General features: G+C 71.6%; 22 protein-coding genes, 5 tRNA genes and 1 pseudogene. 19 read left to right on the top strand and 9 right to left on the bottom strand.

Annotated features, from left to right (window positions below; all coding sequences use genetic code 11):
* A partial coding sequence (locus NMK44_RS20835; RefSeq protein WP_302888475.1) for a roadblock/LC7 domain-containing protein occupies positions 1 to 116 on the bottom strand: 116 nt, incomplete at its 3' end.
* Positions 117 to 125: 9 nt separating this feature from the next.
* Complete coding sequence (locus NMK44_RS20830) at positions 126 to 4,121, bottom strand: sensor histidine kinase (RefSeq protein ID WP_254745251.1); 3,996 nt, start codon at positions 4,119 to 4,121, stop codon at positions 126 to 128.
* 560 nt (positions 4,122 to 4,681) lie between these two features.
* Between NMK44_RS20830 and NMK44_RS20825 the strand changes: the two genes are divergently transcribed.
* The 8 genes from NMK44_RS20825 to NMK44_RS20790 all read left to right on the top strand — a co-directional run bounded on the left by NMK44_RS20825 (position 4,682) and on the right by NMK44_RS20790 (position 7,921).
* Positions 4,682 to 4,861: a hypothetical protein gene (locus NMK44_RS20825; protein ID WP_254745265.1), complete on the top strand. Its 180-nt coding sequence runs from the start codon at positions 4,682 to 4,684 to the stop codon at positions 4,859 to 4,861.
* 141 nt (positions 4,862 to 5,002) lie between these two features.
* Positions 5,003 to 5,794 (top strand): fumarylacetoacetate hydrolase family protein, encoded by a 792-nt coding sequence (locus tag NMK44_RS20820; RefSeq protein WP_254745249.1) that lies wholly within the window; start codon positions 5,003 to 5,005, stop codon positions 5,792 to 5,794.
* Entirely contained in the window at positions 5,787 to 7,274 is a 1,488-nt protein-coding gene (gene gltX, locus NMK44_RS20815) for a glutamate--tRNA ligase (protein WP_254745247.1), read from the top strand. Before NMK44_RS20820 ends, gltX begins: the two co-directional genes overlap by 8 nt.
* A 165-nt stretch (positions 7,275 to 7,439) precedes the next feature.
* Positions 7,440 to 7,511: transfer RNA gene (locus NMK44_RS20810), tRNA-Gln, on the top strand.
* A gap of 49 nt (positions 7,512 to 7,560) precedes the next feature.
* Positions 7,561 to 7,633 (top strand) — tRNA-Glu (locus tag NMK44_RS20805).
* 32 nt (positions 7,634 to 7,665) lie between these two features.
* Positions 7,666 to 7,738, top strand: a tRNA-Glu gene (locus NMK44_RS20800).
* Between the two features lie 13 nt (positions 7,739 to 7,751).
* Positions 7,752 to 7,823: transfer RNA gene (locus tag NMK44_RS20795), tRNA-Gln, on the top strand.
* Between the two features lie 25 nt (positions 7,824 to 7,848).
* Positions 7,849 to 7,921: transfer RNA gene (locus NMK44_RS20790), tRNA-Glu, on the top strand.
* An 85-nt stretch (positions 7,922 to 8,006) separates the two neighbouring features.
* On the opposite strand, the gene NMK44_RS20785 is transcribed toward NMK44_RS20790, so the two are convergent.
* Entirely contained in the window at positions 8,007 to 8,645 is a 639-nt protein-coding gene (locus NMK44_RS20785; RefSeq protein WP_254745245.1) for a MerR family transcriptional regulator, read from the bottom strand.
* Positions 8,646 to 8,737: 92 nt separating this feature from the next.
* Between NMK44_RS20785 and NMK44_RS20780 the strand changes: the two genes are divergently transcribed.
* A complete protein-coding gene (locus tag NMK44_RS20780) occupies positions 8,738 to 9,229 on the top strand; it encodes a DUF4188 domain-containing protein (protein ID WP_254745243.1) in 492 nt (163 codons plus the stop codon).
* Positions 9,230 to 9,674: 445 nt separating this feature from the next.
* Here the strand turns inward: NMK44_RS20780 and ndgR are convergent, their stop codons facing one another.
* Positions 9,675 to 10,391 (bottom strand): IclR family transcriptional regulator NdgR, encoded by a 717-nt coding sequence (gene ndgR / locus NMK44_RS20775; protein ID WP_254745241.1) that lies wholly within the window; start codon positions 10,389 to 10,391, stop codon positions 9,675 to 9,677.
* Between the two features lie 143 nt (positions 10,392 to 10,534).
* On the opposite strand from ndgR, the gene leuC reads away from it, so the two are divergent.
* The 4 genes from leuC to NMK44_RS20755 all read left to right on the top strand — a co-directional run bounded on the left by leuC (position 10,535) and on the right by NMK44_RS20755 (position 13,633).
* On the top strand, positions 10,535 to 11,965 hold the full coding sequence (gene leuC / locus NMK44_RS20770) for a 3-isopropylmalate dehydratase large subunit (protein ID WP_254745239.1): 1,431 nt from the start codon (positions 10,535 to 10,537) through the stop codon (positions 11,963 to 11,965).
* Between the two features lie 6 nt (positions 11,966 to 11,971).
* The gene (gene leuD, locus NMK44_RS20765) at positions 11,972 to 12,565 is read left to right on the top strand and encodes a 3-isopropylmalate dehydratase small subunit (protein ID WP_254745237.1); all 594 of its coding nucleotides are present in this window, start codon (positions 11,972 to 11,974) and stop codon (positions 12,563 to 12,565) included.
* A 124-nt stretch (positions 12,566 to 12,689) separates the two neighbouring features.
* Positions 12,690 to 12,935 (top strand): SCO5555 family protein, encoded by a 246-nt coding sequence (locus NMK44_RS20760; protein ID WP_176180444.1) that lies wholly within the window; start codon positions 12,690 to 12,692, stop codon positions 12,933 to 12,935.
* Positions 12,936 to 13,057: 122 nt separating this feature from the next.
* The gene (locus tag NMK44_RS20755; protein WP_254745235.1) at positions 13,058 to 13,633 is read left to right on the top strand and encodes an HU family DNA-binding protein; all 576 of its coding nucleotides are present in this window, start codon (positions 13,058 to 13,060) and stop codon (positions 13,631 to 13,633) included.
* Between the two features lie 97 nt (positions 13,634 to 13,730).
* On the opposite strand, the gene NMK44_RS20750 is transcribed toward NMK44_RS20755, so the two are convergent.
* Together NMK44_RS20750 and cofC are read right to left on the bottom strand one after the other, a co-directional pair.
* Positions 13,731 to 13,934: a hypothetical protein gene (locus tag NMK44_RS20750; RefSeq protein WP_254745233.1), complete on the bottom strand. Its 204-nt coding sequence runs from the start codon at positions 13,932 to 13,934 to the stop codon at positions 13,731 to 13,733.
* A 183-nt stretch (positions 13,935 to 14,117) separates the two neighbouring features.
* Complete coding sequence (gene cofC / locus NMK44_RS20745) at positions 14,118 to 14,843, bottom strand: 2-phospho-L-lactate guanylyltransferase (protein ID WP_254745231.1); 726 nt, start codon at positions 14,841 to 14,843, stop codon at positions 14,118 to 14,120.
* Between the two features lie 171 nt (positions 14,844 to 15,014).
* On the opposite strand from cofC, the gene NMK44_RS20740 reads away from it, so the two are divergent.
* From NMK44_RS20740 to NMK44_RS20730, 3 genes are read left to right on the top strand one after another with little or no spacing between them, the layout of a single operon-like run.
* Positions 15,015 to 15,779, top strand: coding sequence for a lysophospholipid acyltransferase family protein (locus NMK44_RS20740; RefSeq protein ID WP_254745229.1), 765 nt, complete (start codon positions 15,015 to 15,017; stop codon positions 15,777 to 15,779).
* Positions 15,776 to 16,795 carry an NAD(P)H-dependent glycerol-3-phosphate dehydrogenase gene (locus tag NMK44_RS20735; RefSeq protein ID WP_254745227.1) on the top strand — a complete coding sequence of 340 codons (1,020 nt, stop codon included), beginning with the start codon at positions 15,776 to 15,778 and terminating at the stop codon, positions 16,793 to 16,795. The genes NMK44_RS20740 and NMK44_RS20735 overlap by 4 nt, the downstream gene beginning before the upstream one ends.
* A 34-nt stretch (positions 16,796 to 16,829) precedes the next feature.
* Positions 16,830 to 18,002: a D-alanine--D-alanine ligase family protein gene (locus NMK44_RS20730; RefSeq protein ID WP_254745225.1), complete on the top strand. Its 1,173-nt coding sequence runs from the start codon at positions 16,830 to 16,832 to the stop codon at positions 18,000 to 18,002.
* Positions 18,003 to 18,032: 30 nt separating this feature from the next.
* Here NMK44_RS20730 and NMK44_RS20725 read toward each other — a convergent pair whose 3' ends face one another.
* Positions 18,033 to 18,530 carry a DUF3515 domain-containing protein gene (locus tag NMK44_RS20725; RefSeq protein WP_254745223.1) on the bottom strand — a complete coding sequence of 166 codons (498 nt, stop codon included), beginning with the start codon at positions 18,528 to 18,530 and terminating at the stop codon, positions 18,033 to 18,035.
* A 19-nt stretch (positions 18,531 to 18,549) separates the two neighbouring features.
* Positions 18,550 to 18,783 carry an Lrp/AsnC ligand binding domain-containing protein gene (locus NMK44_RS20720; protein ID WP_254745221.1) on the bottom strand — a complete coding sequence of 78 codons (234 nt, stop codon included), beginning with the start codon at positions 18,781 to 18,783 and terminating at the stop codon, positions 18,550 to 18,552.
* Between the two features lie 137 nt (positions 18,784 to 18,920).
* Between NMK44_RS20720 and NMK44_RS20715 the strand changes: the two genes are divergently transcribed.
* Together NMK44_RS20715 and thiD are read left to right on the top strand one after the other, a co-directional pair.
* Complete coding sequence (locus NMK44_RS20715) at positions 18,921 to 19,889, top strand: thiamine-phosphate kinase (RefSeq protein ID WP_254745219.1); 969 nt, start codon at positions 18,921 to 18,923, stop codon at positions 19,887 to 19,889.
* 10 nt (positions 19,890 to 19,899) lie between these two features.
* On the top strand, positions 19,900 to 20,739 hold the full coding sequence (gene thiD, locus NMK44_RS20710; protein WP_374215310.1) for a bifunctional hydroxymethylpyrimidine kinase/phosphomethylpyrimidine kinase: 840 nt from the start codon (positions 19,900 to 19,902) through the stop codon (positions 20,737 to 20,739).
* A gap of 211 nt (positions 20,740 to 20,950) precedes the next feature.
* On the opposite strand, the pseudogene rpmB reads toward thiD, so the two are convergent.
* Positions 20,951 to 21,061, bottom strand: a pseudogene (gene rpmB / locus NMK44_RS42895) (50S ribosomal protein L28); the annotation flags it as partial.
* Positions 21,062 to 21,282: 221 nt separating this feature from the next.
* Between rpmB and NMK44_RS20700 the strand changes: the two are divergent.
* Complete coding sequence (locus tag NMK44_RS20700; RefSeq protein ID WP_254745217.1) at positions 21,283 to 23,073, top strand: DAK2 domain-containing protein; 1,791 nt, start codon at positions 21,283 to 21,285, stop codon at positions 23,071 to 23,073.
* Positions 23,074 to 23,076 lie beyond the last annotated feature (3 nt).

The raw sequence follows: 23,076 nt of genomic DNA, 5'->3' as shown, positions 1-23,076 counted from the left end.
TCGGACATCGCCAGAAGGAGTCCGTCGGCGGAGACCACCACCGTGTGGGACACCCCGGGGGTGTTGTCCACGAAGTTGGTGATCAACCAGTTCAGATTCTGCGCCGCCTGGCTCATCGGGCTCAACTAACGCTCCTGCTGGTAAGTCGGGCCTACGCCGCGATCGTGATTGCCGTCGAGACCGGTTCCGGCCCGACGGCCCTGCTGGATCCCCCGGCGGAGGTTGGTCAGCCTCCCGCGTACATCATCGGGCGCGCGAGACACCTGCGGTCCACTCTCGTCGGGCTGGGCCGGCTGGGCGGCGCCCTCCACGAGGTTCGCGCGGGGCACCCGGCGCGGCAACCCGGACGAGGTGACCCCGCCCGCAGCGGGTTCACGGATCTGCTCGGCGCGGCGCCAGCGCTCGTCGTTGGCCGACGTACGCCAGGAACCGGTGCCGTTCAGACCACCGGGGCCGGCGGCGTTCGCGCCGTTGGCACCCTGCAGTCCGGTGAACTCACCGGTGCCCCGGGACGCCGGCTGCGGCTCGCGGCGCGGGGCGGGAGGCGTGGCCGGAGCGGGCGGCTCCGGCGCGACGGGCTCGGCGGGCCGCACCGGGCGGCTCGGCTGAGCGGGCTGCGACGGCGCCGCGGGGTACCGGGAGTCCGCACCGGAGGTGCCGGTGGGCTCGGCCTGCTCGCGGAACCAGTTCGACTCGATGGTGTCGAAGATCGGCGTACGGCCGTCGCCGGGACCGGCGGGCGGCAGCGCCTCCTCCTGTGCGGAGGTGCTCCGTCCGTCCTGGGGGAGCGGGAACTCTCCGGTGTCGCCGGGTCCCGCGGTGTTGACGTCCGGACGGGCGAACTCCCCGGTGTCGCCGGGGCCCTGTCCGAGTTCGGGGCGAGCGTACTCACCGGTGCTGCCCGGACCCTGGCCAAGCTCCGGGCGGGCGTACTCGCCCGTGCTGCCCGGACCCTGGCCCAGTTCGGGGCGGGCGTACTCGCCCGTGCTGCCGGGGCCCTGGCCCAGTTCGGGGCGGGCGTACTCGCCCGTGCTGCCGGGGCCCTGGCCGAGCTCCGGGCGGGCGAACCGGCCGGTGTCGCCCGGGCCGCCCTGGCTGAAGTCGGGGCGCTCGAACTGGGCGGTGTCGCCCGGCCCCCGGCCCGCGTCCTGCGGTCCGCGGGCACCCGGCGTGTCGGGACGGCCCGGCATCGCGAACTCGCCGGTGTCGCCCGGACCGCGGCGCGGCTCGAACATGTCGGGGCCGTCGCCCTGGTCGGGGCGCGCGAACTCCCCGGTGTCACCGGGTCCGCGGGTGCCGAACGGGTCACGCCGCTGGGACGGCGCGCCGCCCAGGTCGGGCCGGGAGAGCGGGCCGGTGGAGTCGGCCTCTTCATGGCCGCGCGGGGTGTCGCCCGCGTCCCGCGGCGCGGCGGGCCAGTCATCGCCCCCCGCGGCGCGGCGGGCGCCCCAGCTGGTGCCCGGCTGGGTGGGGGCGGGCAGCTCGGGCGCGCGGTCGCGCGGGGGGAGCTGCGGACGGGCGCCCTGGTCGCCGGAGTCGGCGCGGGCCGGGGCACCGGTCGGCGGGGCGACGGTCGGGCCGTCCCCGCGCTGCGGCAGTGGCGGACGGCCGGACGCGGCGCCCGGAGCACCGGCTCCGCCGGGTCCGCCCTGACCGCGGGAGCCCGCGGGGGCGTTGCTGCGGGGGCCGGGAGGCCGTCCGCTGTCGAAGAGGCTGCCGCCGGACGGGGCGCCGCCCTGCGGGCCCGCCCCGGCACCGACCGGCCGGGTCGGCAGTCCGCTGCTGGTGGTGCCACCGCCGCCGGGAGCGCCCGCACCACCGGTGCCGGGGAGCGCGGCACGCGAGCCCGTGCCGGGCACCTGGCGCCGTGAGGGGGCGGAGCCCAGCAGTCCGGCCGAGCCGTTCCCCGGCCCGCCGTTGCCCGGTCCGCCGGAACCCGGAGCGCCCGCACCGGCCTTGCCGCCGCCGGGCGTCTGGGCGCCCGGCTTGCGGCCGCCCTGGGCGACGTCGACCGGCAGCATGACCAGTGCCGTCGTACCGCCCGAGTCGGACGGCCGGAGCTGGATGCGGATGCCGTGCCGCAGGGACAGCCGGCCGACCACGAACAGGCCCATGCGGCGGGAGACCGACACATCGACCGTGGGCGGGCTGGCCAGCCGCTCGTTGATCGCGGCCAGGTCCTCGGGGGAGAGGCCGATACCGGTGTCGTGGATCTCGACCAGCACCCGCCCGTCGGGCAGGGCGTGACCGGTCACCTTGACCTTGGTCTGCGGCGAGGAGAACGAGGTGGCGTTCTCCAGCAGCTCGGCCAGCAGGTGGACGAGGTCGTTGACGACCCGGCCGGCGACCTCGGTCGCCGGGACCGAGCTGAGTTCGATGCGCTCGTACTGCTCCACCTCGGAGGCGGCGGCGCGGAGCACGTCCACCAGCGGGACCGGCCGGGTCCACCGGCGGCCCGGCTCCTCACCGGCGAGGACCAGCAGGTTCTCACCGTTACGCCGCATTCGGGTGGCCAGGTGGTCCAGCTTGAACAGCGAGGACAGCTGGTCCGGGTCGGCCTCGCGGCTCTCCAGCTCGGAGATGAGCGAGAGCTGGCGCTGGATGAGGCCCTGGCTGCGGCGCGAGAGGTTGGTGAACATCGCGTTGACGTTGCCCCGCAGCAGCGCCTGCTCGGCGGCGAGGCGGACCGCCTCGCGGTGCACGTCGTCGAAGGCCGTGGCCACCTTGCCGATCTCGTCCCGGCTGTGCACGCCGACGGACTCCACGGAGGTGTCCACGTCCTGCGGGTCGGACTCCGAGAGCTGCTTGACCAGTTCGGGCAGCCGCTTCTGGGCGACTTCCTGCGCGGTGTCCTGGAGGCGGCGCAGCGAACGGACCATGGAGCGGGCGACGACGAAGGCGCCGACGAGGGAGACACCGAGGACGAGCAGGATCAGCGCACCGTTGATGATCGCGTCCTGCTGGGCGTCCTGACGGAGCTCACGAGCCTTCTGCTGCATCTCGCTGAGCAGCGTCTCCTCGATCTTGTCCATCTCTTCGATCTTGATGCTGTCCTGGTCGTACCAGTCAAGATCGGTGCGCTTCTCGGCCTTCAGGCCGTCGGGGTCGCGGACCGCGCGGTCCGCGTACATGGTCGCCGCCTTGATGTCCGGGCGGCTGTCCAGCGGTTCGAGGAGGTCCTCGGAGTTGCCCTGGCGGATCTGCTTGAAGCGGCCGAGGGCCTCGTTCTCCTTGTCCACCGCGGTCTTGGCGAAGCGGCGGTCGTTGGCCGAGAACTCGGCGCCGTCCGGGTCGGCGAGCGCGGCGCTGATCAGCGCGCGCTGGATGGACGCGTACTCCTTCGCGGAGGAGAAGGTGGCCAGCGCGCGGGTGTTGTTGATCATCGCGCGATTGCTGGTCGCCTGCGCCATGTCCTGGGAGAGCGACAGCAGCGAGTTGATCAGCTCGTTGTAGTTCTGGACCGTCAGCGAGTAGTACTGGCTGTTGTCGTACGCCGTGTCACGGATCTCGTTGATCTTGCCGAGCTGACGGCTGATGTCGACGAGCGTGGACTGCACACCGGCCATCGACTGGTCGCCGGGGTCGATGTCGTCGGTCGCGGTGCGGAACGCCGAGATGGCGCGGTCGGTGTCCTCACGGGTGGAGACGACCCGGTCGTCCTTGGCGTTGCCCCTGCCCGCCAGCGGCCCCGCCGACTTGTCGCGCTCCTCCTGGAGGGCGCTCGCGAGCTGGGTGGCCTGCTGCGTCATCTCGGTGAGCAGCTTCATCTGGTCCAGCTGCTCGATGTTGTCGAGCGAGTCCTGGATCCGCAGGGCGCCCAGGGTGGTCGCGGCGACCACGGGGAGCGCGAGCAGGGAGACCAGACGGGTGCTGATGCGCCAGTTGCGCAGGGCCATGCGATTGCCGGGCCCGCTGGGGCTCTTGGGTTTGGGCTGCTCCGCGGCTTCGCCACCGCTGGGTTTGCCGGTCTGCTGCGCGCTCAGCGCGCCGGGCTCGGAGCCCTGGTCGGCCGGCAGCCTGCCGGTGCCCTGGGCGCGCTGGGGCGAGGAGCCGCGGTCGGTCCCACCGCGCGGCTCCGGGTCCGCCGAAGCGCTGCCATCCCTCTTGAAACGTCCCTGCACTAGCGTCGCAACCTCTGGACCAGGCGCTTCACCGAGCCACGATGAAGCGGTGTCGAGTCGTGGGGGACCGCGATCCCCCCTGTCGGTCGTGAGTGACCGGCGCGCTTCCTTTCGTATCGACAAGAGGAACCCCCGCCGCTCGGCGCCTCTTTGCGCTCCGTGCGCGCCGGATGATTCCCACGGCGGTCCCGGGAATTCCAGCACAGTGCCGGATGCTGCAACAAGGGCAAGGGTTGAGGCTGTGACGCGCGTGACGCTGCGTATGGGCTTTATTACCGGACGTAGAAAGTCATGTCGGCGATAACGGACTTTTAGTAACGAGTCGAGCGCACGGATCCCGTGTCCGGCTAGCGATGATCAAGAGCGGAACGTCAGGTTCAGTGGGGCAATGTCCGTTTAGGGTGATTGAATCAACTGTCTCCAATGTGGCATTTGCCCGATGATTCGTGAGCAAAATCACATGCTGGCGCCGACTTTTTTCGCGATTCCGTGGGCAAAGCCGCCTCTAGCCTGACGCTTTACACGGACCGTCAAAACGACAACAGCGAGGCATGACCCCAGTGAAGACGACGATGATGTTCCGCACCATAGCCAACCCGCGGCGCACCACCCTGGCGCATCTGAACGACGCCGAGGAGCTGCTGACCGCGACCGAGGAGCAGCCGGAGCACTCCGTCGACCTGCCGGTCCAGACCGCCAACCCCCGGCGCACCGTGCTGACCAAGGCCCCGGCCCTGTAGGGACCGCACCCGGACCGTCCGGACGGCCGGTCCCGGCGGACACCACCGCCCCCGGCCGATGACGCGGCGGCGCGCGGGACGCGGAGCGATAGCCTGGAGCGTCAGTCTCCAGCGAGTCCAGTTAAGGGGCAGCAGCTTCCCGTGCGCATCGCCAGGTTCTCCATCGACGGCAACGTCGCCTTCGGAGTGGTCGAGGGTGAGCCGTCCGGCCAGGACGGCCCGGTCGTCGACATCATCAAGGGCCACCCCTTCGCCGACTTCGAGCGCTCGGGGCAGAAGATCCCGCTGAGCAAGGTGCGGTTGCTGCCGCCCGTCCTGCCCAACAAGGTCGTGGCGATCGGCCGCAACTACCGCGAGCACGCCGCCGAGCTCGGCCAGGAGGTCCCCGACGTCCCGGTCACCTTCTTCAAGCCGTCCACCTCGGTGACCGGCCCCGGTGACCCGGTGGTGTACCCCTCCTTCTCCTCCGAGGTGCACCACGAGGCCGAGCTGGCCGTGGTCATCGGCCGGATGTGCCGTGAGGTCCCGCGCGAGCGGGTCAAGGACGTCATCCTCGGCTACACCTGCGCCAACGACATCACCGCCCGGGATGTGCAGCGCAGCGAGGACCAGTGGGCGCGGGCCAAGGGCTTCGACACCTCCTGCCCGCTGGGCCCCTGGGTGGAGACCGATATCGACCTGACGCGTGCCGCGGATCTCGGCATCATGTGCACGGTCAACGGGGAGCAGCGCCAGCTGGGCCGTACGAGCGAGATGGTGCGCCCGATCGAGGACCTGATCGTGCACATCACCGAGGCCATGACGCTGCTCCCGGGCGACGTGGTGCTCACCGGCACCCCGGCGGGCGTGGGCCCGCTCTCCGTCGGCGACGAGGTCGCCGTCACCATCGAAGGCATCGGCACTCTCACCAACAAGGTGATCAAGCGTGGCTAGCGCAAGCTCCTCCGCCCCCGTGCGGGTTCGTTTCTGTCCCTCGCCGACCGGCAACCCCCATGTGGGACTGGTCCGCACCGCCCTGTTCAACTGGGCCTTCGCCCGCCACCACGGCGGCACGCTGGTCTTCCGCATCGAGGACACCGACGCGGCCCGCGACTCCGAGGAGTCGTACGAGCAGCTCCTGGGGGCGATGCGCTGGCTGGGCTTCGACTGGGACGAGGGCCCCGAGGTCGGCGGTCCGCATGCGCCCTACCGCCAGTCGCAGCGGATGGACCTCTACCGCGACGTCGCGGAGAAGCTGCTGGAGGCGGGGCACGCCTACCGCTGCTACTGCACCGCCGAGGAGCTGGAGGAGCGCCGCGAGACGGCCCGCAAGGAAGGGCGTCCCTCCGGTTACGACGGCGCCTGCCGCACCCTGACCGCGGAGCAGATCGCGGCGTACGAGGCGGAGGGGCGTTCCTCGATCGTCCGCTTCCGGATGCCCGATGAGCCGATCACCTTCACCGACCTGGTCCGCGGCGAGCTGACCTTCACGCCGGAGAACGTGACGGACTACGGCATCGTCCGGGCCAACGGCGCCCCGCTCTACACGCTCGTCAACCCCGTGGACGACGCGCTGATGGAGATCACCCACGTACTGCGCGGCGAGGACCTGCTGTCCTCCACCCCGCGCCAGATCGCGCTGTACCGCGCGCTGGCCGAGATCGGGGTGGGCGGCGGTCTGGTGCCCTCCTTCGGTCACCTCCCGTACGTCATGGGCGAGGGCAACAAGAAGCTCTCCAAGCGCGACCCGCAGTCGTCGCTGAACCTCTACCGGGAGCGCGGCTTCCTGCCCGAGGGGCTGCTCAACTACCTGTCCCTGCTGGGCTGGTCGCTCTCGGCCGACCGGGACGTCTTCTCGATCGACGAGATGGTCGCGGCGTTCGACATCGACGGTGTGAACGCCAACCCGGCCCGCTTCGACCTGAAGAAGGCCGAGGCGATCAACGCCGATCACATCCGGATGCTGGATGTGAAGGCGTTCATCGAGGCGTGCGGTCCCTGGCTGCGGGCCCCGCACGCGCCCTGGGCCCCCGAGCGGTTCGACACCGCGGCCTTCGAGGCGCTGGCGCCGCTGGCCCAGACCCGGCTGACGGTGCTGTCCGACATCACCGCCAACGTCGACTTCCTCTTCCTGGACGAGCCGGTGGCCGACGAGGCGTCCTGGGCGAAGGCGATGAAGCCGGGCGCGGACGCCCTGCTCACCACCGCGCGGGCCAAGCTGGCCGAGGCGGAGTGGGCGGCCGAGCCGCTCAAGGAGGCGGTCCTCGCGGCGGGTGAGGAGCACGGTCTGAAGCTGGGCAAGGCCCAGGCTCCGGTCCGGGTCGCGGTCACCGGCCGTACGGTCGGCCTGCCGCTGTTCGAATCGCTGGAGATCCTCGGACGTGAGCGCACGCTCGCCCGGATCGACGCGGCGCTGGCGAAGCTGGCGGTGTAGTGCCGCGGGGCGCCGGGTGCCCGGCACGCGGCGCCCCCGCACGGCGAATCCGTTTTGGTGGCCCGTCCACCATCGGGTAATGTTCTTCCTGCGCCGGACGGGCGGGCCGAGAGGCCGGGCCGGAGGCGCAAGCCAAACAAAACCCCTACGGGGGTGGAGTTTTGGTGGGGTATGGTGTAATTGGCAGCACGAGTGATTCTGGTTCACTTAGTCTAGGTTCGAGTCCTGGTACCCCAGCAAGAGATCTTCTCGGATTTCCGGAAATCTCTTGACCAAGCAGGACCAAGCCCCCGTTGTGTAGCGGCCTAGCACGCTGCCCTCTCAAGGCAGTAGCGCCGGTTCGAATCCGGTCGGGGGTACGGATTCCTTCGGAAACGGAGGAGTCGCTAGGGCCCCCGTTGTGTAGCGGCCTAGCACGCCGCCCTCTCAAGGCGGTAGCGCCGGTTCGAATCCGGTCGGGGGTACTGGTCTATACCATGGGCTATGGTGTAATTGGCAGCACGAGTGATTCTGGTTCATTTAGTCTAGGTTCGAGTCCTGGTAGCCCAGCGCAGTACAGCTCGTGCTGATACAGGCCCCCGTTGTGTAGCGGCCTAGCACGCCGCCCTCTCAAGGCGGTAGCGCCGGTTCGAATCCGGTCGGGGGTACAGAGAAAAGGCCCTCCGCGTATACGCGGAGGGCCTTTCGCTTTCCCGGCCCCGGCCCGGTGCGGGTGCCCCGGGGTGCGTCCCCTCAATCGTCGAAGCGCCGGTGGGACTCCTCGGTCTCCGCCAGCCGCCGCAGGCTCAGCAGTACCGGCTCGTACAGCACGGTCAGCGCGACGACCGCCTCGATCCGCTCCTGCGGGGTGTAGGTCTCCACCAGATCCAGGTCCGCGACGGCCAGTTCGGCCGCGAGCCGGGCGTGCAGCTGCAAGTGGCCGGTCTCATGCGGATATCCGAGGCGGTCCAGGGTCGCGACGGCCGACACCAGCATCCGGTACGCGGGGGCGACATCGCCGAGTTCCTGGCAGTGCCGCCACTCCAGCCGCTCCAGCAGGGTGTCCACCTGCTCGCGGGCGGACGCCGTCACGGGGTCGCCCTCATCGGGCTCCGGGCCGTGCGGAAGCGCCCAGACCGCGGCTCCCATCCGGGTGTTCTCGCTGAGCGACTCGTCCTCGGCGGCCTCCAGCACCTGACGGGCGGTGGCCACCGGCATCCGGCCGACCTGGATCAGCGCCCGGACCAGCCGCAGCCTGCGCAGGTGCTCCTCGCCGTACTCGGACTTGGTGGCGGTGATCCGTTCGCCCTGCGGCAGCAGCCCCTCCCGCAGGTAGTACTTGATCGTCGCGGTGGACACTCCGCTGCGTTCGCTGAGCTCCGCCAGTCGCATACCGGTTGCACCTTCCCTTGGAGAGTGGCACTATCTAACTCATGGATAGTGGCGCTATCCAATCGTACAGGGCGAGGAACGAGGGGATCACCATGGGTGCCGAGCTGCTTGCGGGACGTATGACCGCCGAGGCCGAGGGGGACGTGACGCTCTTCCTGATCGGCATGCGCATCAACCGCTTCCGGGCGCTGCGCAGCTGGCTGCCGGTGTTCAAGGCGATGCCGAGGATGCTGCGCGAGCTGTCGAAGGACGAGGAGAGCGGGATGCTGGGCTACCAGCTGCTGTTCGGTCCGCCGCGGGTGATCTACGTGGTCCAGTACTGGGCCTCGCATGACCGGCTGCTGGAGTACTCCGTGGCCCAGGACAAGGAGCACCGCCCCGCCTGGGCGGCGTTCAACCGCCGGATACGGGAGGGCCGGGGCAAGGTCGGCTTCTGGCACGAGACCTATGTGGTCCCGGCCGGGGCCCATGAGTCGGTGTACATCAACATGCCGGAATTCGGGCTGGGAAAGGCCGCCGGCGTGGTGCCGGTCGGCCGCCGCGGCGACCGCGCCGCGGACCGTCTGTCACTCAAGGGCGCCTGAGCACCGAGGGCCGCCTCCCGACGGGGGAGGGGCGGCCGGTCGGCCCCGGCGGAGGGCTTCGCCGAAGCGCCCCGGTCCTCGGCGGCCGTTTCGGCGCACGGGTGCCTGGCCAGGGTGGGCTGGTACCCCGGCGCGAGGGGGCGGGCGTCAGTTGCCCGGCGGAGGGCTTCGCCGAAGCGTGCGGCGGCCGGGTGCGTACGGGCAGCCCTGGGGTGACCGCTCAGCGGCTCTGCCGCGCTGGGCGGGCACGGCTCCGGGGTGCCATCAGTGCTTCACGCCTTGACGGAAACCCGCCGGGCCGGGCGCCGGTGTCGAGGGCGCCCGCCTCGGCGACGGCCCCGCTGAGCCACGCGGTGGCGTCGATGACGGCCGGGCGTGCGTCCCAACCCGGGGGCGTTCGGCGGGCCCGGTCGCCCGTAGGGCGCAGGCCCGCCGGGGCGGGTGGTCAGTTGCCCCGGCGGAGGGCTTCGCTGAGGCGTGCGGCGGCATCGATGACGGCCTGGGCGTGCATCCGGCCCGGGTGACGGGTCAGCCGCTCGATCGGTCCGGAGACCGAGACGGCGGCGACCACGCGGTTGGACGGCCCGCGCACCGGCGCGGAGACCGACGCCACGCCCGGCTCGCGCTCGCCGATCGACTGGGCCCAGCCCCGCCGCCGCACGCCCGACAGGGCGGTGGCCGTGAAGCGGGCGCCCTGGAGCCCGCGGTGCAGCCGCTCCGGCTCCTCCCAGGCCATCAGCACCTGGGCGGCCGAGCCCGCCTTCATGGGCAGCGTGGAGCCGACCGGCACGGTGTCCCGCAGTCCGGACAGCCGCTCGGCCGCCGCCACACAGATCCGCATATCGCCCTGGCGCCGGTAGAGCTGCGCGCTCTCGCCCGTCACGTCCCGCAGGTGCGTGAGCACCGGGCCGGCCGTCGCGAGCAGCCGGTCCTCGCCCGCCGCCGCGGCCAGCTCGGCCAGGCGCGGGCCCAGGATGAAACGGCCCTGCATGTCACGCGCCACCATCCGGTGGTGCTCAAGAGCCACCGCCAGCCGGTGTGCCGTGGGCCGCGCGAGGCCCGTCGCCCCGACCAGCCCGGCGAGGGTGGCCGGACCGGACTCCAGAGCGCTCAGAACCAGAGCCGCCTTGTCGAGAACGCCGACGCCACTAGAGTTGTCCATGCAACGATACTCGCGTCTCACACTGTGAAACGCAAGTTCAATTTTCCGGGAGACCCGCCACTCTGGAATGGCGGGCCCGCAGACCAGGGCACGCACTCGGCACGAGTTTGGGCCGTGCAGCGACGCCGGCCGGAGGGAAAGCGATGGGACGGACACTCGCGGAGAAGGTCTGGGACGACCACGTCGTCCGGCACGCCGAAGGCGAGCCCGACCTCCTCTTCATCGATCTGCACCTGCTGCACGAGGTGACCAGCCCGCAGGCGTTCGACGGCCTGCGCAAGGCCGGGCGCCCGGTCCGTCGTACCGATCTCACCATCGCCACCGAGGACCACAACACCCCGACCCTCGACATCGACAAGCCGATCGCCGACCCCGTCTCCCGTGCCCAGTTGGAGACGCTGCGCAAGAACTGCGCGGAGTTCGGCGTACGGCTGCACCCGCTCGGCGATGTCGAGCAGGGCGTCGTCCACGTGGTGGGACCGCAGCTGGGACTGACCCAGCCCGGCACCACCGTGGTCTGCGGTGACAGCCACACCTCCACCCATGGCGCGTTCGGCGCGCTCGCGTTCGGTATCGGCACCAGCCAGGTCGAGCATGTGCTCGCCACCCAGACGCTGCCGCTGGCTCCGTTCAAGACCATGGCGATCACGGTCGAGGGCGAGCTGCCGGAGAGCGTCACCGCCAAGGATCTGATCCTGGCGATCATCGCGAGGATCGGTACCGGCGGCGGTCAGGGCTATGTGATCGAGTACCGCGGCCCCGCCATCGAGAAGCTCTCGATGGAGGCCCGGATGACCGTGTGCAACATGTCCATCGAGGCGGGTGCCCGCGCGGGCATGATCGCGCCGGACGAGACCACGTTCCGCTACCTGGAGGGCCGTCCCCACGCCCCCCGGGACGCCGACTGGGACGAGGCCGTCGCGTACTGGCGCACCCTGCGCAGCGACGACGACGCCGTCTTCGACCGCGAGGTCGTCATCGACGCCTCCGAGCTCGCCCCGTTCGTCACCTGGGGCACCAACCCCGGTCAGGGCGCGCCCCTGTCGGCCTCGGTGCCCGACCCCGCCTCCTACGAGGACGCGAGCGAGAAGCTGGCCGCCGAGAAGGCGCTGGAGTACATGGGTCTGACGGCGGGTCAGCCGCTGCGGGACATCGCGGTCGACACCGTCTTCGTCGGCTCCTGCACCAACGGCCGGATCGAGGATCTGCGCTCCGCCGCCTCGATCCTCCAGGGCCGTTCGGTGGCCGACGGGGTGCGGATGCTGGTGGTCCCCGGCTCGGTACGGGTCGCCCTCCAGGCCGTCGAGGAGGGGCTGGACAAGGTGTTCACCGCGGCCGGTGCCGAGTGGCGCCACGCGGGCTGCTCGATGTGCCTGGGCATGAACCCCGACCAGCTCGCGCCCGGTGAGCGCTCGGCGTCCACCTCCAACCGCAACTTCGAGGGCAGGCAGGGCAAGGGCGGCCGCACCCATCTGGTCTCACCGCAGGTGGCCGCCGCCACCGCGGTACTGGGCCATCTGGCCTCGCCCGCCGATCTGTCCGACGTCGACGCAACCGTTCCCGTGGGGGCCTGAGCAGTCATGGAAGCATTCACCACGCACACCGGCCGGGCCGTACCGCTGCGCCGCAGCAACGTCGACACCGACCAGATCATCCCTGCGCACTGGCTCAAGAAGGTCACCCGCGACGGTTTCGAGGACGGGCTGTTCGAGGCCTGGCGCAAGGACCCGGAGTTCGTGCTCAACCGCCCCGAGCACAAGGGCGGGACCGTTCTGGTGGCCGGTCCGGACTTCGGCACCGGTTCCTCCCGCGAGCATGCGGTGTGGGCGCTGCAGAACTACGGCTTCAAGGCCGTGATCTCGTCCCGCTTCGCCGACATCTTCCGCGGCAACTCCCTCAAGAACGGGCTGCTGACCGTGGTGCTGCCGCAGGAGACGGTGGACCGGCTGTGGGAGCTGGTGGAATCCGACCCTGCCGCGGAGGTCACCGTGGACCTCGTCGACCGCCAGGTGCGTGCCGAAGGCATCACGGCTGAATTTGAGCTTGACGAGAACGCCCGCTGGCGACTGCTGGAGGGTCTGGACGACATCAGTCTCACCCTCAGGGAGGAGGCCGACATCGCCGCGTACGAGGTGGGTCGTCCTTCCTTCAAGCCCCGCACGGTGCAGCTCTGACCCCCCGGTTCTCCCTGTACAGAGCAGGTTTGGCATGATGCGCCGCCGGTCCTCGGACCGGCGGCGCATCGGCATGTTGAGGCCCCGTGAAGCGACAACTCGCCTCAGATGGCACAATCAGTGCATGGAACGCGACGGCCAACTCGAGCTCTACGGTCTTGTCGCCGCCCGGCTCAAGGAAGCGCACACAAGGGTGCGCACACTGCAAGTCCCGGAGGGCGTACGGATGGCGCTGTCCCGGAAGCTGCTGGTCATCACGTCAGCGGCGAAACACGATCTCGCAGACGCGGCAAGGCGTCTGGAGCGGTTGATGAACGACCTCGACGAGGGGCGTTTCCCCGAAGATCCCGACTCCGACGGAAGTCCGTGACCGAGTGCGTTGCGGCACAAGGGTGATTAGCCCGTTTCGTGTTTGATTTGCGGTATATATCTGCCTAACGTGCGAAAAAGCCTGGACAGATTCGTTCCGGCAATGTCTCCGAAGGGGAAGACGTGAACAAGGCGCAGCTCGTAGAAGCGATTGCCGACAAGCTCGGCGGCCGGCAGAACGCCGCCGAGGCGGTCGACGCGGTCCTGGACGCCATCGTCCGCGCGGTCGTCGGCGGGGATCGAGTTTCGGTCACCGGATTCGGCTCGTTCGAGAAGGTGGAGCGTCCTGCCCGGTACGCCCGGAACCCGCAGACCGGTGAGCGGGTCCGGGTCAAGAAGACCTCCGTGCCCCGCTTCCGCGCGGGCCAGGGCTTCAAGGACCTGGTGAGCGGCTCGAAGAAGCTCCCGCGCGGTGGCGAGGTCGCCGTGAAGAAGGCCCCCAAGGGCAGCCTCCAGGTCGCCGCCAAGAAGGCGGCCGCCAAGAAGGCCACGGCGAAGAAGACCACGGCCAAGAAGACCACCGCGAAGAAGGCGGCGGCGAAGAAGACCACCGCCAAGAAGACCACCGCGAAGAAGACCACGGCCAAGAAGGCGGCGGCGAAGAAGACCACCGCCAAGAAGGCCACGGCGAAGAAGGCTCCCGCGCGCAAGACCGCCGCGCGCAAGACCGCCAAGAAGACCACCGCCAGGAAGCGCTAGTCAGCGGCGCACCGCCGTTACGTCACGCGCCGGGCCGGGCTCCCTCGGGGAGCCCGGCCCGCGGTGTTTTCCCGGGTGTGTGGTGTGTCCTGGGTGTTCAGAAGGTCTGGAGGGTCACGAAGACCACACGGCGGTCGTCGCCCTCGCCCGCCACCTCGATCCGCACCCGCTGCCCCGGGCGCAGCATCCGCAGCCCCCCGGCGTCGAAGGCCGCCGCGTCGAAGGGGAGCGGGGTGCCGTCGTCGAGCAGCACGCTCCCGGCGCGGGTCTCGGGGTCGTAGGTGTACGCGGTTCCCTGCATGACCGCCACCCTATGTGCCGCGCCGGCCGGGGTTCGCCCCGCCCGCCGCCCCGGCACCGGGCCGGTCCGGCGCCTCGCGGGCCGACCGCACCGGGACGCCTCACCACCGGGTGGAACGCCACCGGGCGGCAACGCGACCGGTGCGGCACCGGTGCCGCACCCGCCGTGCCCCGTCCGTCGGGGTCAGCCCCGGTCGGCCGGGAGGGAGTCGCCGCCGCACGCCCGTTCCGGGGCGGCGGGCCGGGCTCCGGGAGCGGGAACGGGCCCTTGCGCGGGGCCGGAGGCGGCCACCGGGCCCAGCCGCCGTGCGGTGTGCGGACCCACGCCCAGCGCCCGCGCGGCGCGCAGGTCCTCACCGGTGTCCACGTCGCGCCGTACCGAGTCCACACCGGTCAGTTCGATCTCCCGGGCCCCCGACGCCCGGTGCCGGGCGCGGGAGGCGCCGCCGAAGGCCGGGGCGAGCGCGGTGCCCGGTGCCGCCGAGAGCAGGGTGGTGCCCACCCCCGCCGCATCCGCCAGAAAGGCGCGTGAGAGGCCGGAGGCGACCTCGAGCACCTGGTCGAGCTCGGCGGGCCGCAAGGCCGGGAGATCGGCGTTCAGTGCCGCTACGGCGGCTCCTGGGCGGTCCTCCCGGACCGCGCGCGCGGCGTGCGCGAGCGCCGCGTTCAGTCCGCTTCCCGGTGGGTCGGGCAGGATCCGGGCGCCCAGCGCCGACAGCTCGCGCCCGGCGAGCGGGTCGTCGGTGACCACGGTCACCCCCCGTACCAGCCCGGCCGACAGCGCCGCCGCCACGGTGTCCAGCGCGAACGCCAGCGCCAGTCCGGGCCGCAGTTCGTCCCCGGCGGCCTCGGACAGCCGGCTCTTGGCCCGGGCCAGGGGTTTCAGCGGCACCACCAGCGTCCATGCCACACGGGCTCCGTTTGTTCCCACGGGCCTCATTCTCACCCGCTGCCGGGCTCCGCCGGGACGGGCGGGGTTACGGTGTCCTCGACAGACCGGGTACCTGGAGCGACACTTGTGCGGCTGCCCGGACGGCAGCAAGCCAGCAGGTCAGCAGGGTCAAAGAGGAGGATGTTCCGAGTGTCCGGCCGCAGAATCGGCATCTGGTACCGCATGGCAGCGGTCTTGGTCAAACCGCCCATGGTGGTTCTGTTCAAGCGGGACTGGCACGGAATGGAGCACATTCCCGCCGACGGTGGATTCATCACCGCGATCAACCACAACTCGTATCTCGACCCCCTCTCCTACGCGCACTTCCAGTACAACACCGGACGGGTGCCGCGCTTCCTGGCCAAGGCCGCGCTCTTCAAGGGCAGCTTCGTCGGAACCTTCCTGCGCGGCACCGGCCAGATCCCGGTCTACCGCGAGTCCACCGACGCGGCCAACGCCTTCCGGGCCGCCGTGGACGCCATCAACAAGGGCGAGTGCGTGGCCTTCTACCCCGAGGGCACCCTCACCCGCGACCCCGCGATGTGGCCGATGCGGGGCAAGACCGGTGCTGCCCGGGTCGCCCTGCTGACCAAGGCGCCCGTCATCCCCGTCGCCCAGTGGGGCGCCAACGAGGCCGTGCCGCCGTACGCCAAGGAGAAGAAGGTCCGCCTCTTCCCGCGCAAGACCCTCAAGGTGCACGCCGGACCGCCGGTGGACCTGTCCGAGTACTACGGGCAGGAGCCCACCGCCGAGGTGCTGCGGGCCGCCACCGACACCATCATGGCCGCCATCACCGACCTCCTCGCCGAGGTGCGCGGGGAGGCCCTGCCCGTCCGCGCCGCCAAGGACATCCCGGCCGCCCGCCCCCACTCCGCCGACCAGCCGCGCCCCGTGGCCGAAGAGGAGAGCAAGTGACGCGCTGCGCCGTCTTCGGCACCGGCTCCTGGGGCACCGCGTTCGCGATGGTGCTCGCCGACGCCGGATGCGAGGTGACGCTGTGGGGCCGCCGCGCCGGGCTGGTGGACGCGATCAACAGCGACCGCGTCAACCCCGACTATCTCCCCGGCACCGAGCTGCCGCGCGGGGTGCGGGCCACCACCGACCCGGCCGAGGCCGCCCGGGACGCGGAGTTCACCGTGCTCGCGGTGCCCTCCCAGACGCTGCGCGAGAACCTCGCCGGCTGGGCGCCGCTGCTGCCCGCCGACACCGTGCTGGTCTCCCTGATGAAGGGCGTCGAACTCGGCACCGCCAAGCGGATGAGCGAGGTGATCGAGGAGGTCGTCGGCAAGGCGTCCCCCGGCGCCGAGGTGGCCGGGCGGGTGGCCGTGCTCACCGGCCCCAACCTGGCCCGGGAGATCGCCGCCCGGCAGCCCGCCGCGTCCGTCGTGGCCTGCCGCGACGAGGAGGTGGCCCGCCGCCTGCAGACCGCCTGCCACACCCCGTACTTCCGCCCGTACACCAACACCGACGTGGTCGGCTGTGAACTGGGCGGCGCCGTGAAGAACGTGATCGCGCTGGCCGTGGGCATCGCCGACGGCATGGGCCTGGGCGACAACGCCAAGGCGTCGCTGATCACCCGCGGACTGGCCGAGACGACCCGGCTCGGACTGGCGATGGGCGCCGACGCCCACACCTTCGCGGGGCTCGCGGGCATGGGCGACCTGGTCGCCACCTGCTCCTCGCCGCTCTCCCGCAATCACACCTTCGGCACCAATCTGGGCCGCGGGATGACGCTGGAGGAGACCATCGCGGTCACCCGGCAGACCGCGGAGGGCGTCAAGTCGTGCGAGTCCGTGGCCGATCTCGCCCGGCGCCACGACGTCGACATGCCCATCACCGAGACCGTGGTCGGCATCGTGCACGACGGCAAACAGCCGCTCGTCGCACTCAAAGAGCTGATGTCGCGCAGCGCCAAGGCCGAGCGGCACTGACGGCGCCGGAACCGCAAGGTAACCTCAACGCGATATGAGCAGCCAGACCCCTTCCCCACGCCCTGTCCCGGCCTCCTCCGAAGGCGAGCCGCGGAAGCCGCGCGTCGCCGTCGTCTTCGGCGGGCGCAGCTCGGAACACGCCATCTCCGTGGTCACCGCGGGCGCCGTGCTGCGGGCGATCGACCGCGAGAAGTACGACGTGCTGCCGATCGGCATCACCTCGGACGGCCGTTGGGCCCTGACCGCCGACGAGCCCGAGCGGATGGCCATCGCCAACCGCGAGCTGCCGACCGTCGCGGGGCTCGCCGAGTCCGTGGAGGGCTCGGTCGTGCTCCCTGTCGACCCGGGCAACCGTGAGGTCGTCTACAGCGAGCCCGGATCGGTGCCCAAGGCGCTGGGCGACGTGGACGTGGTCTTCCCCATGCTGCACGGCCCCTACGGCGAGGACGGCACCCTCCAGGGGCTGCTGGAGCTGTCCGGGGTGCCCTACGTGGGCGCGGGTGTGCTCGCCTCGGCCGTCGGCATGGACAAGGAGTACATGAAGCGGGTGTTCGTCTCCTTCGGGCTGCCGGTCGGCCCGTACGAGGTGATCCGCCCCCGCGAATGGGAGAAGGACCCGGCCGCCGCCCGCCGCAGGATCGTGGACTTCGCCGGGGAGCACGGCTGGCCGCTCTTCGTGAAGCCCTCCCGCGCCGGTTCGTCCATCGGCATCACCAAGGTCGACGACGCCGCCGGTCTCGACGCCGCGATCGAGGAGGCACGGGCCCACGACCCCAAGGTCATCGTGGAGGCGCTGCTGCGCGGCCGCGAGATCGAATGCGGGGTGCTGGAGTTCGAGGACGGCCCGCGCGCCAGTGTGCCCGCCGAGATCCCGCCGGTCTCCGCCCATGACTTCTACGACTTCGAGGCCAAGTACATCGACTCCGCCGACGGCGTGGTGCCCGCACCGCTCACCGAGGAGGAGACCCGGCGGGTCCAGGAGCTCGCGGTACGGGCGTTCGACGCGGTGTCCTGCGAGGGCCTGGTGCGCGCCGACTTCTTCCTGCTGGAGAACGGCGAGTTCGTGATCAACGAGGTGAACACCATGCCCGGGTTCACCCCGATCTCGATGTACCCGCGGATGTGGCAGGAGAGCGGGGTCGGCTACCCGGAGCTGGTCGACCGGCTGATCCAGGCCGCACTGCGCCGCTCCACCGGGCTGCGCTGATCCACAAGAAGCTGATCCACAAGAAACGGCCTAGGCCACGCCCTCGGGCACGGTCTTCTTGACGGCGTCGGCGAGGTCGATCAGCGGATCGACCTCCGGCGCGTACTTCTCCGGCACCGTCACCTCGACATACGCCCGGCGCAGTACCGTGGTGAAGCGATAGCCGTCGTCCTGCTCCTCGGGCAGCCACTCCACGCCGTTGACCCCGGCGGAGCGGGTCGAGGTGGCCGCGGCGGCCGGCCGGGAGACTCCGCAGCGCAGCTGTACGGCGGGGTCACCCCAGACGGCCGTGAAGTCCGAGACGGGATCGGCGGTGCCCCGCTTCAGCCCGTTCACGGTGCGGGGAAGCTCCTTGTGCAGTGCCCGGCAGAAGGCGGCGGCCTGCTTCGTCGGTTTGGGAACCGCCGGTGCCCCGGTGTCGTCGGAGTCGTTGGTGAACGAGCAGCCGGCCACCGCGCACAGGACCAGCGCCGCGGTGGCGGCCAGCGGGACGGACCTTCGGGTGGAAGTACGGTGTGCGGAATTCACCGCTCGATGATACGGGGGACTACAGATGGACCACCGGGCAGGTCAGGGTGCGCGTGATGCCCTCCACTTGCTGGACTCTGGCGACGACCATGCGTCCCAGCTCGTCGACCGTGTCGGCCTGGGCCCGCACGATCACGTCGTACGGTCCGGTGACGTCCTCGGCCTGGATCACTCCCGAGAGCTTGGCGATGACGTCGGCCACGGTCGACGCCTTGCCGACCTCGGTCTGGATCAGGATGTACGCCTGTACCACGGAACCTCCAGGGCGCCTACGAGGATCATGTGGGGAGAAGGGACGCCACGGTACCGCGTCGCCAGGCGGCTCGGGGAGACCCGCGCTCGGTGCGCGGCGCGGCGGGCAATGAGCCATCGGTACGAAGGGGCAATGGGATGAAGGGCACCGTGGGCGAGTTGGGGGAGTTCGGGCTCATCAGGGAGCTCACCTCACGGCTCACCACCACCCCGGCGGTGAAGCTGGGGCCCGGTGACGACGCCGCGGTCGTGGCCGCACCCGACCGCAGGGTGGTGGCGAGCACCGATGTGCTGCTGGAGGGCAGCCACTTCCGCCGGGACTGGTCCACCGCGTACGACGTGGGCCGCAAGGCCGCGGCACAGAATCTGGCCGATATCGCGGCGATGGGCGCGGTGCCGACCGCCCTGCTGCTCGGGCTGGTGGTCCCCGCCGATCTGCCGGTGACCTGGCCGGCCGAGCTGATGGACGGCATCCGGGACGAATGCCAGGTGGCGGGCGCCGCGGTGGCCGGTGGCGATGTGGTGCGCGGGGACACCATCACGGTCGCGATCACCGCCCTGGGCGATCTGCGCAACCACGAGCCGGTCACCCGATCCGGTGCCCAGCCGGGCGATGTTGTCGCGGTCACCGGCTGGCTGGGCTGGTCGGCGGCCGGACATGCGGTGCTCTCCCGGGGATTCCGCTCCCCGCGGGCCTTCGTCGAGGCGCACCGCCGTCCGGAACCGCCGTACCACGCGGGTCCCGCGGCCGCCGGGCTCGGCGCGACCGCCATGACCGATGTGAGCGACGGCCTGGTCGCCGACCTCGGACATATCGCGGAGGCCAGCGGGGTCCGGATCGACCTGCGCTCGGGGGACATCGACATCCCCTCGCAGATGTCGGACATCGGACAGGCGGTGGGCGTCGATCCGTTGCAGTGGGTGCTCAGCGGGGGAGAGGACCACGCGATCGTGGCCACCTTCCCGCCGGACGTGAAACTGCCCGCCCGCTGGAAGGTGATCGGCGGGGTGCTCAACCCCTCGGCGCTGCCGCAGGTGACGGTGGACGGCGCCCCCTGGCTGCACGCGGGGTGGGACCACTTCGGGGACGACCAGGACGCCGAGTAGATTCGGGCGTATGCCGCTCTCCTCTCGTCCCCAGCCGCCCGCCCGTCCGCCGCGGATGGCGCGCACCACCGGGGCGCCCGCCCGGGTGCTCACCGTCGCCGGGTCCGACTCCGGCGGCGGGGCGGGCATCCAGGCCGATCTGAAGACGATGCTGGCCCTGGGCGCCCACGGGATGAGTGTGATCACCGCGGTGACCGCGCAGAACTCCCTGGGCGTACAGGGCGCCTGGGAACTGCCCGCCGACGCCGTCCGGGCCCAGTTCCGCAGTGTGGTTGACGACATCGGCGTCCAGGCGGTCAAGACCGGAATGCTGGCCACCGCCGGACTGGTCGAGACCGTTGCCGCGCTATTGGCGGAACTGACCGTTCCGGTGGTGGTCGACCCGGTCGGGGTCTCCAAGCACGGTGATGCGCTGCTGGCCGCCGACGCGCTCGACGCGGTCCGTACCAAGCTGCTGCCGACCGCCACGGTGGCCACGCCCAACCTGGATGAGGTGGCCCAGCTCACCGGTGTCCAGGTGGAGTCGGAGGACGATCTGCGGCGCGCGGCCGGGGCGGTGCTGGCGTTCGGGCCGCGCTGGGCGCTGATCAAGGGCGGTCATCTGGCGGGCGACGCGGTGGATCTGCTCACCGACGGCAGCGAGGAGCACTGGTTGCGGGCGCCGCGCTACGACAACCGCCATACGCACGGCACGGGCTGCACCCTCGCCTCGGCCGTGGCCACCTATCTCGCGGGGGGCGAGGACGTCCCGCGGGCCGTCACGGCCGCCAAGCAGTACGTCACCGGTGCCATCGCGGCGGGCTTCCCTCTCGGCGGGGGTATCGGCCCGGTCGACCACGGCTGGCTGTGAACCCGGCCGCGAACCGGGACACGCAGGCGCCCTCGGACCGCCGGAAGGCCGTCCGAGGGCATGCGAAAAGGCCGGTCCACGTCATCGGTGGACCGGCCTGAGCACCGGATCCCGCGTGAGCGGGGAGGCCGTGCGCCTAGCGCGAGACCTTGCCGGCCTTGATGCACGAGGTGCAGACGTTGAGCCGCTTCGGGGTACGACCGACCACAGCGCGCACCGTCTGGATGTTGGGGTTCCAACGACGGCGGGTGCGGCGGTGCGAGTGCGAGATGTTGTTGCCGAAGCCCGGCCCCTTGCCGCAGACGTCGCAGTTGGCAGCCACGGGTTACTCCAAAGACGGGTCAGCCTCGCTTCTCGCGAGGAGACAGACACTTACGGGAACCCCGGGCGTTGCCAAGATCCTGGGGGACCGGCTGCGCCTGGGGGAATGGCCCGATTCTCATCGGGCAACCGGAGCAGCATACAACGGCCACTCCCGTACAACGAAACTATCATGGCTGCCCCGGCACCCGCCGAGGGCGGCGACTACCCTGCGATGATCCGATGACGGACCCCGCCCCAGCCCTCCCGAGGAGGACGTACGTGCCGCACACGCTCGACGCCGATGCGGTACGGACCTGGTGCGGGCTGGCACTGGACGCACTGGGCCGGGCCCGCGAGGAGATCGACGCGATCAACGTCTACCCGGTCGCGGACGGGGACACCGGCACCAATCTCTACCTGACCGTCGAATCCGCCGCCCGGGCCGTGGACGCCGCCTTCGACGGCCACGCCGCCTCGGCCGCCGCCTCCCGCCCCACCCTCGCCGATGTGGTGCGCGCCATGGCCCACGGCGCGCTGATCGGCGCCCGGGGCAACTCCGGCACCATCCTGGCGCAGCTGCTGCGCGGGATGGCCGATGTGCTGGCCGGTGACCGCCCCGGCGAGGGGGACCGGGGCGCGGGGGCCGACGAGGCCGACGGGCTGCGCCGGGCCCTGCGGCGCGCGGTCGAGCTGGCCTACCTGGCCGTCGCGCACCCCGTCGAGGGCACCGTGCTGACCGTCGCGGTGGCCGCCGCCGAGAGCGCGGAGCGGGCCACCGGCGATGTGGGCACGGTGGCGCGGGCCGCGTACGAGGGGGCGCGCGCCGCGCTTCAGGCCACCCCCGGACAACTCGACGCGCTCGCCCGCGCGGGCGTCGTGGACGCGGGCGGCTACGGCCTGGTGACCGTGCTGGGCGGACTGGCCGAGACCCTGTCGGGCGAGGCCCCCGCGGCCCCCGCCGCCCCGGGGCGGCCCCGTACCGCCGAGCGCGCGCCCGCCACGGCACCGCGGCCCCCGGGACTCCCGGACGCCGGGGACTGCGCCGCCGAGGCGTCCCCCTCCGACGGGCCCGGCTATGAGGTGATCTATCTGCTGGAGGCGGACGACACCGCCGTGGCCCGGCTGCGCGAGCGGCTGGAGCCCCTCGGTGACTCCCTGGTGGTCGTCGGCGGCGACGGGCTGTGGAACGTCCATGTCCATGTGGACGACGCGGGCGCGGCCGTGGAGGCGGGCATCCAGGCCGGACGGCCCTACCGGATCCGCATCACCCACTTCGGTGCCACCGGACACCCGGACCGGCTGAGCGCGGACACCGCCGGGCGGCGCCCGGAGGAACCGCGCGACCAGGAGCCACCGGGCACCCCGCTCGCGCCTCGCGCGGTGGTCGCCGTCGTCCCCGGCGACGGGCTGGCCGCCCTGTGCGCAGGTGCCGGGGCCACCGTGGTCACCGCCCGCCCCGGGGAGCCGCCCGCCAGCGGTGAGCTGGCCGAGGCCGTCCGGCGGGCGCACGCCCGCGAGGTCGTCCTGCTGCCCAACGACGCCGGACTGCGCCACCCCGCCGCGGCCGCCGCGGCCCAGGCCCGGACCGAAGGCGTACGGGTCGCCGTCATCCCCACCCGCTCCGCGGTCCAGGGCATCGCCGCGCTCGCCGTGCACGAGCCCGCGCGCAGCTTCGACGAGGACGTCGTCGCCATGACCTCGGCCGCGGGCGCCACCCGCTACGCCGAACTGGCCGTCGCCGAGCGCCAGTCCTGGACCATGGCCGGGGTGTGCCAGGCCGGGGACGTCCTCGGGCTGATCGACGGCGATGTGGCGGTGATCGGGGCCGGACTGGCGGACACCGCCGAGACCGTGCTGGACCGGATGCTGGCCGCGGGCGGCGAGATGGTGACGCTGGTGCTGGGCGAGGATCTGCCGGACGACCTCGCCGAGCGGCTGGAACGCCATGTGCGGGATGTGCACTTCGCCGTCGACACGGTCGTCTACCGCGGCGGCCAGCCCTCCGTGCCGCTGATCATAGGCATCGAATGACCC

Source organism: Streptomyces cucumeris (genome assembly GCF_024295805.1).
In the GTDB taxonomy this organism is placed as follows: domain Bacteria; phylum Actinomycetota; class Actinomycetes; order Streptomycetales; family Streptomycetaceae; genus Streptomyces; species Streptomyces cucumeris.
The sequence above is the reverse complement of the archived record's forward strand: the minus strand, read 5'-3'. Positions and strand labels throughout refer to the sequence as shown.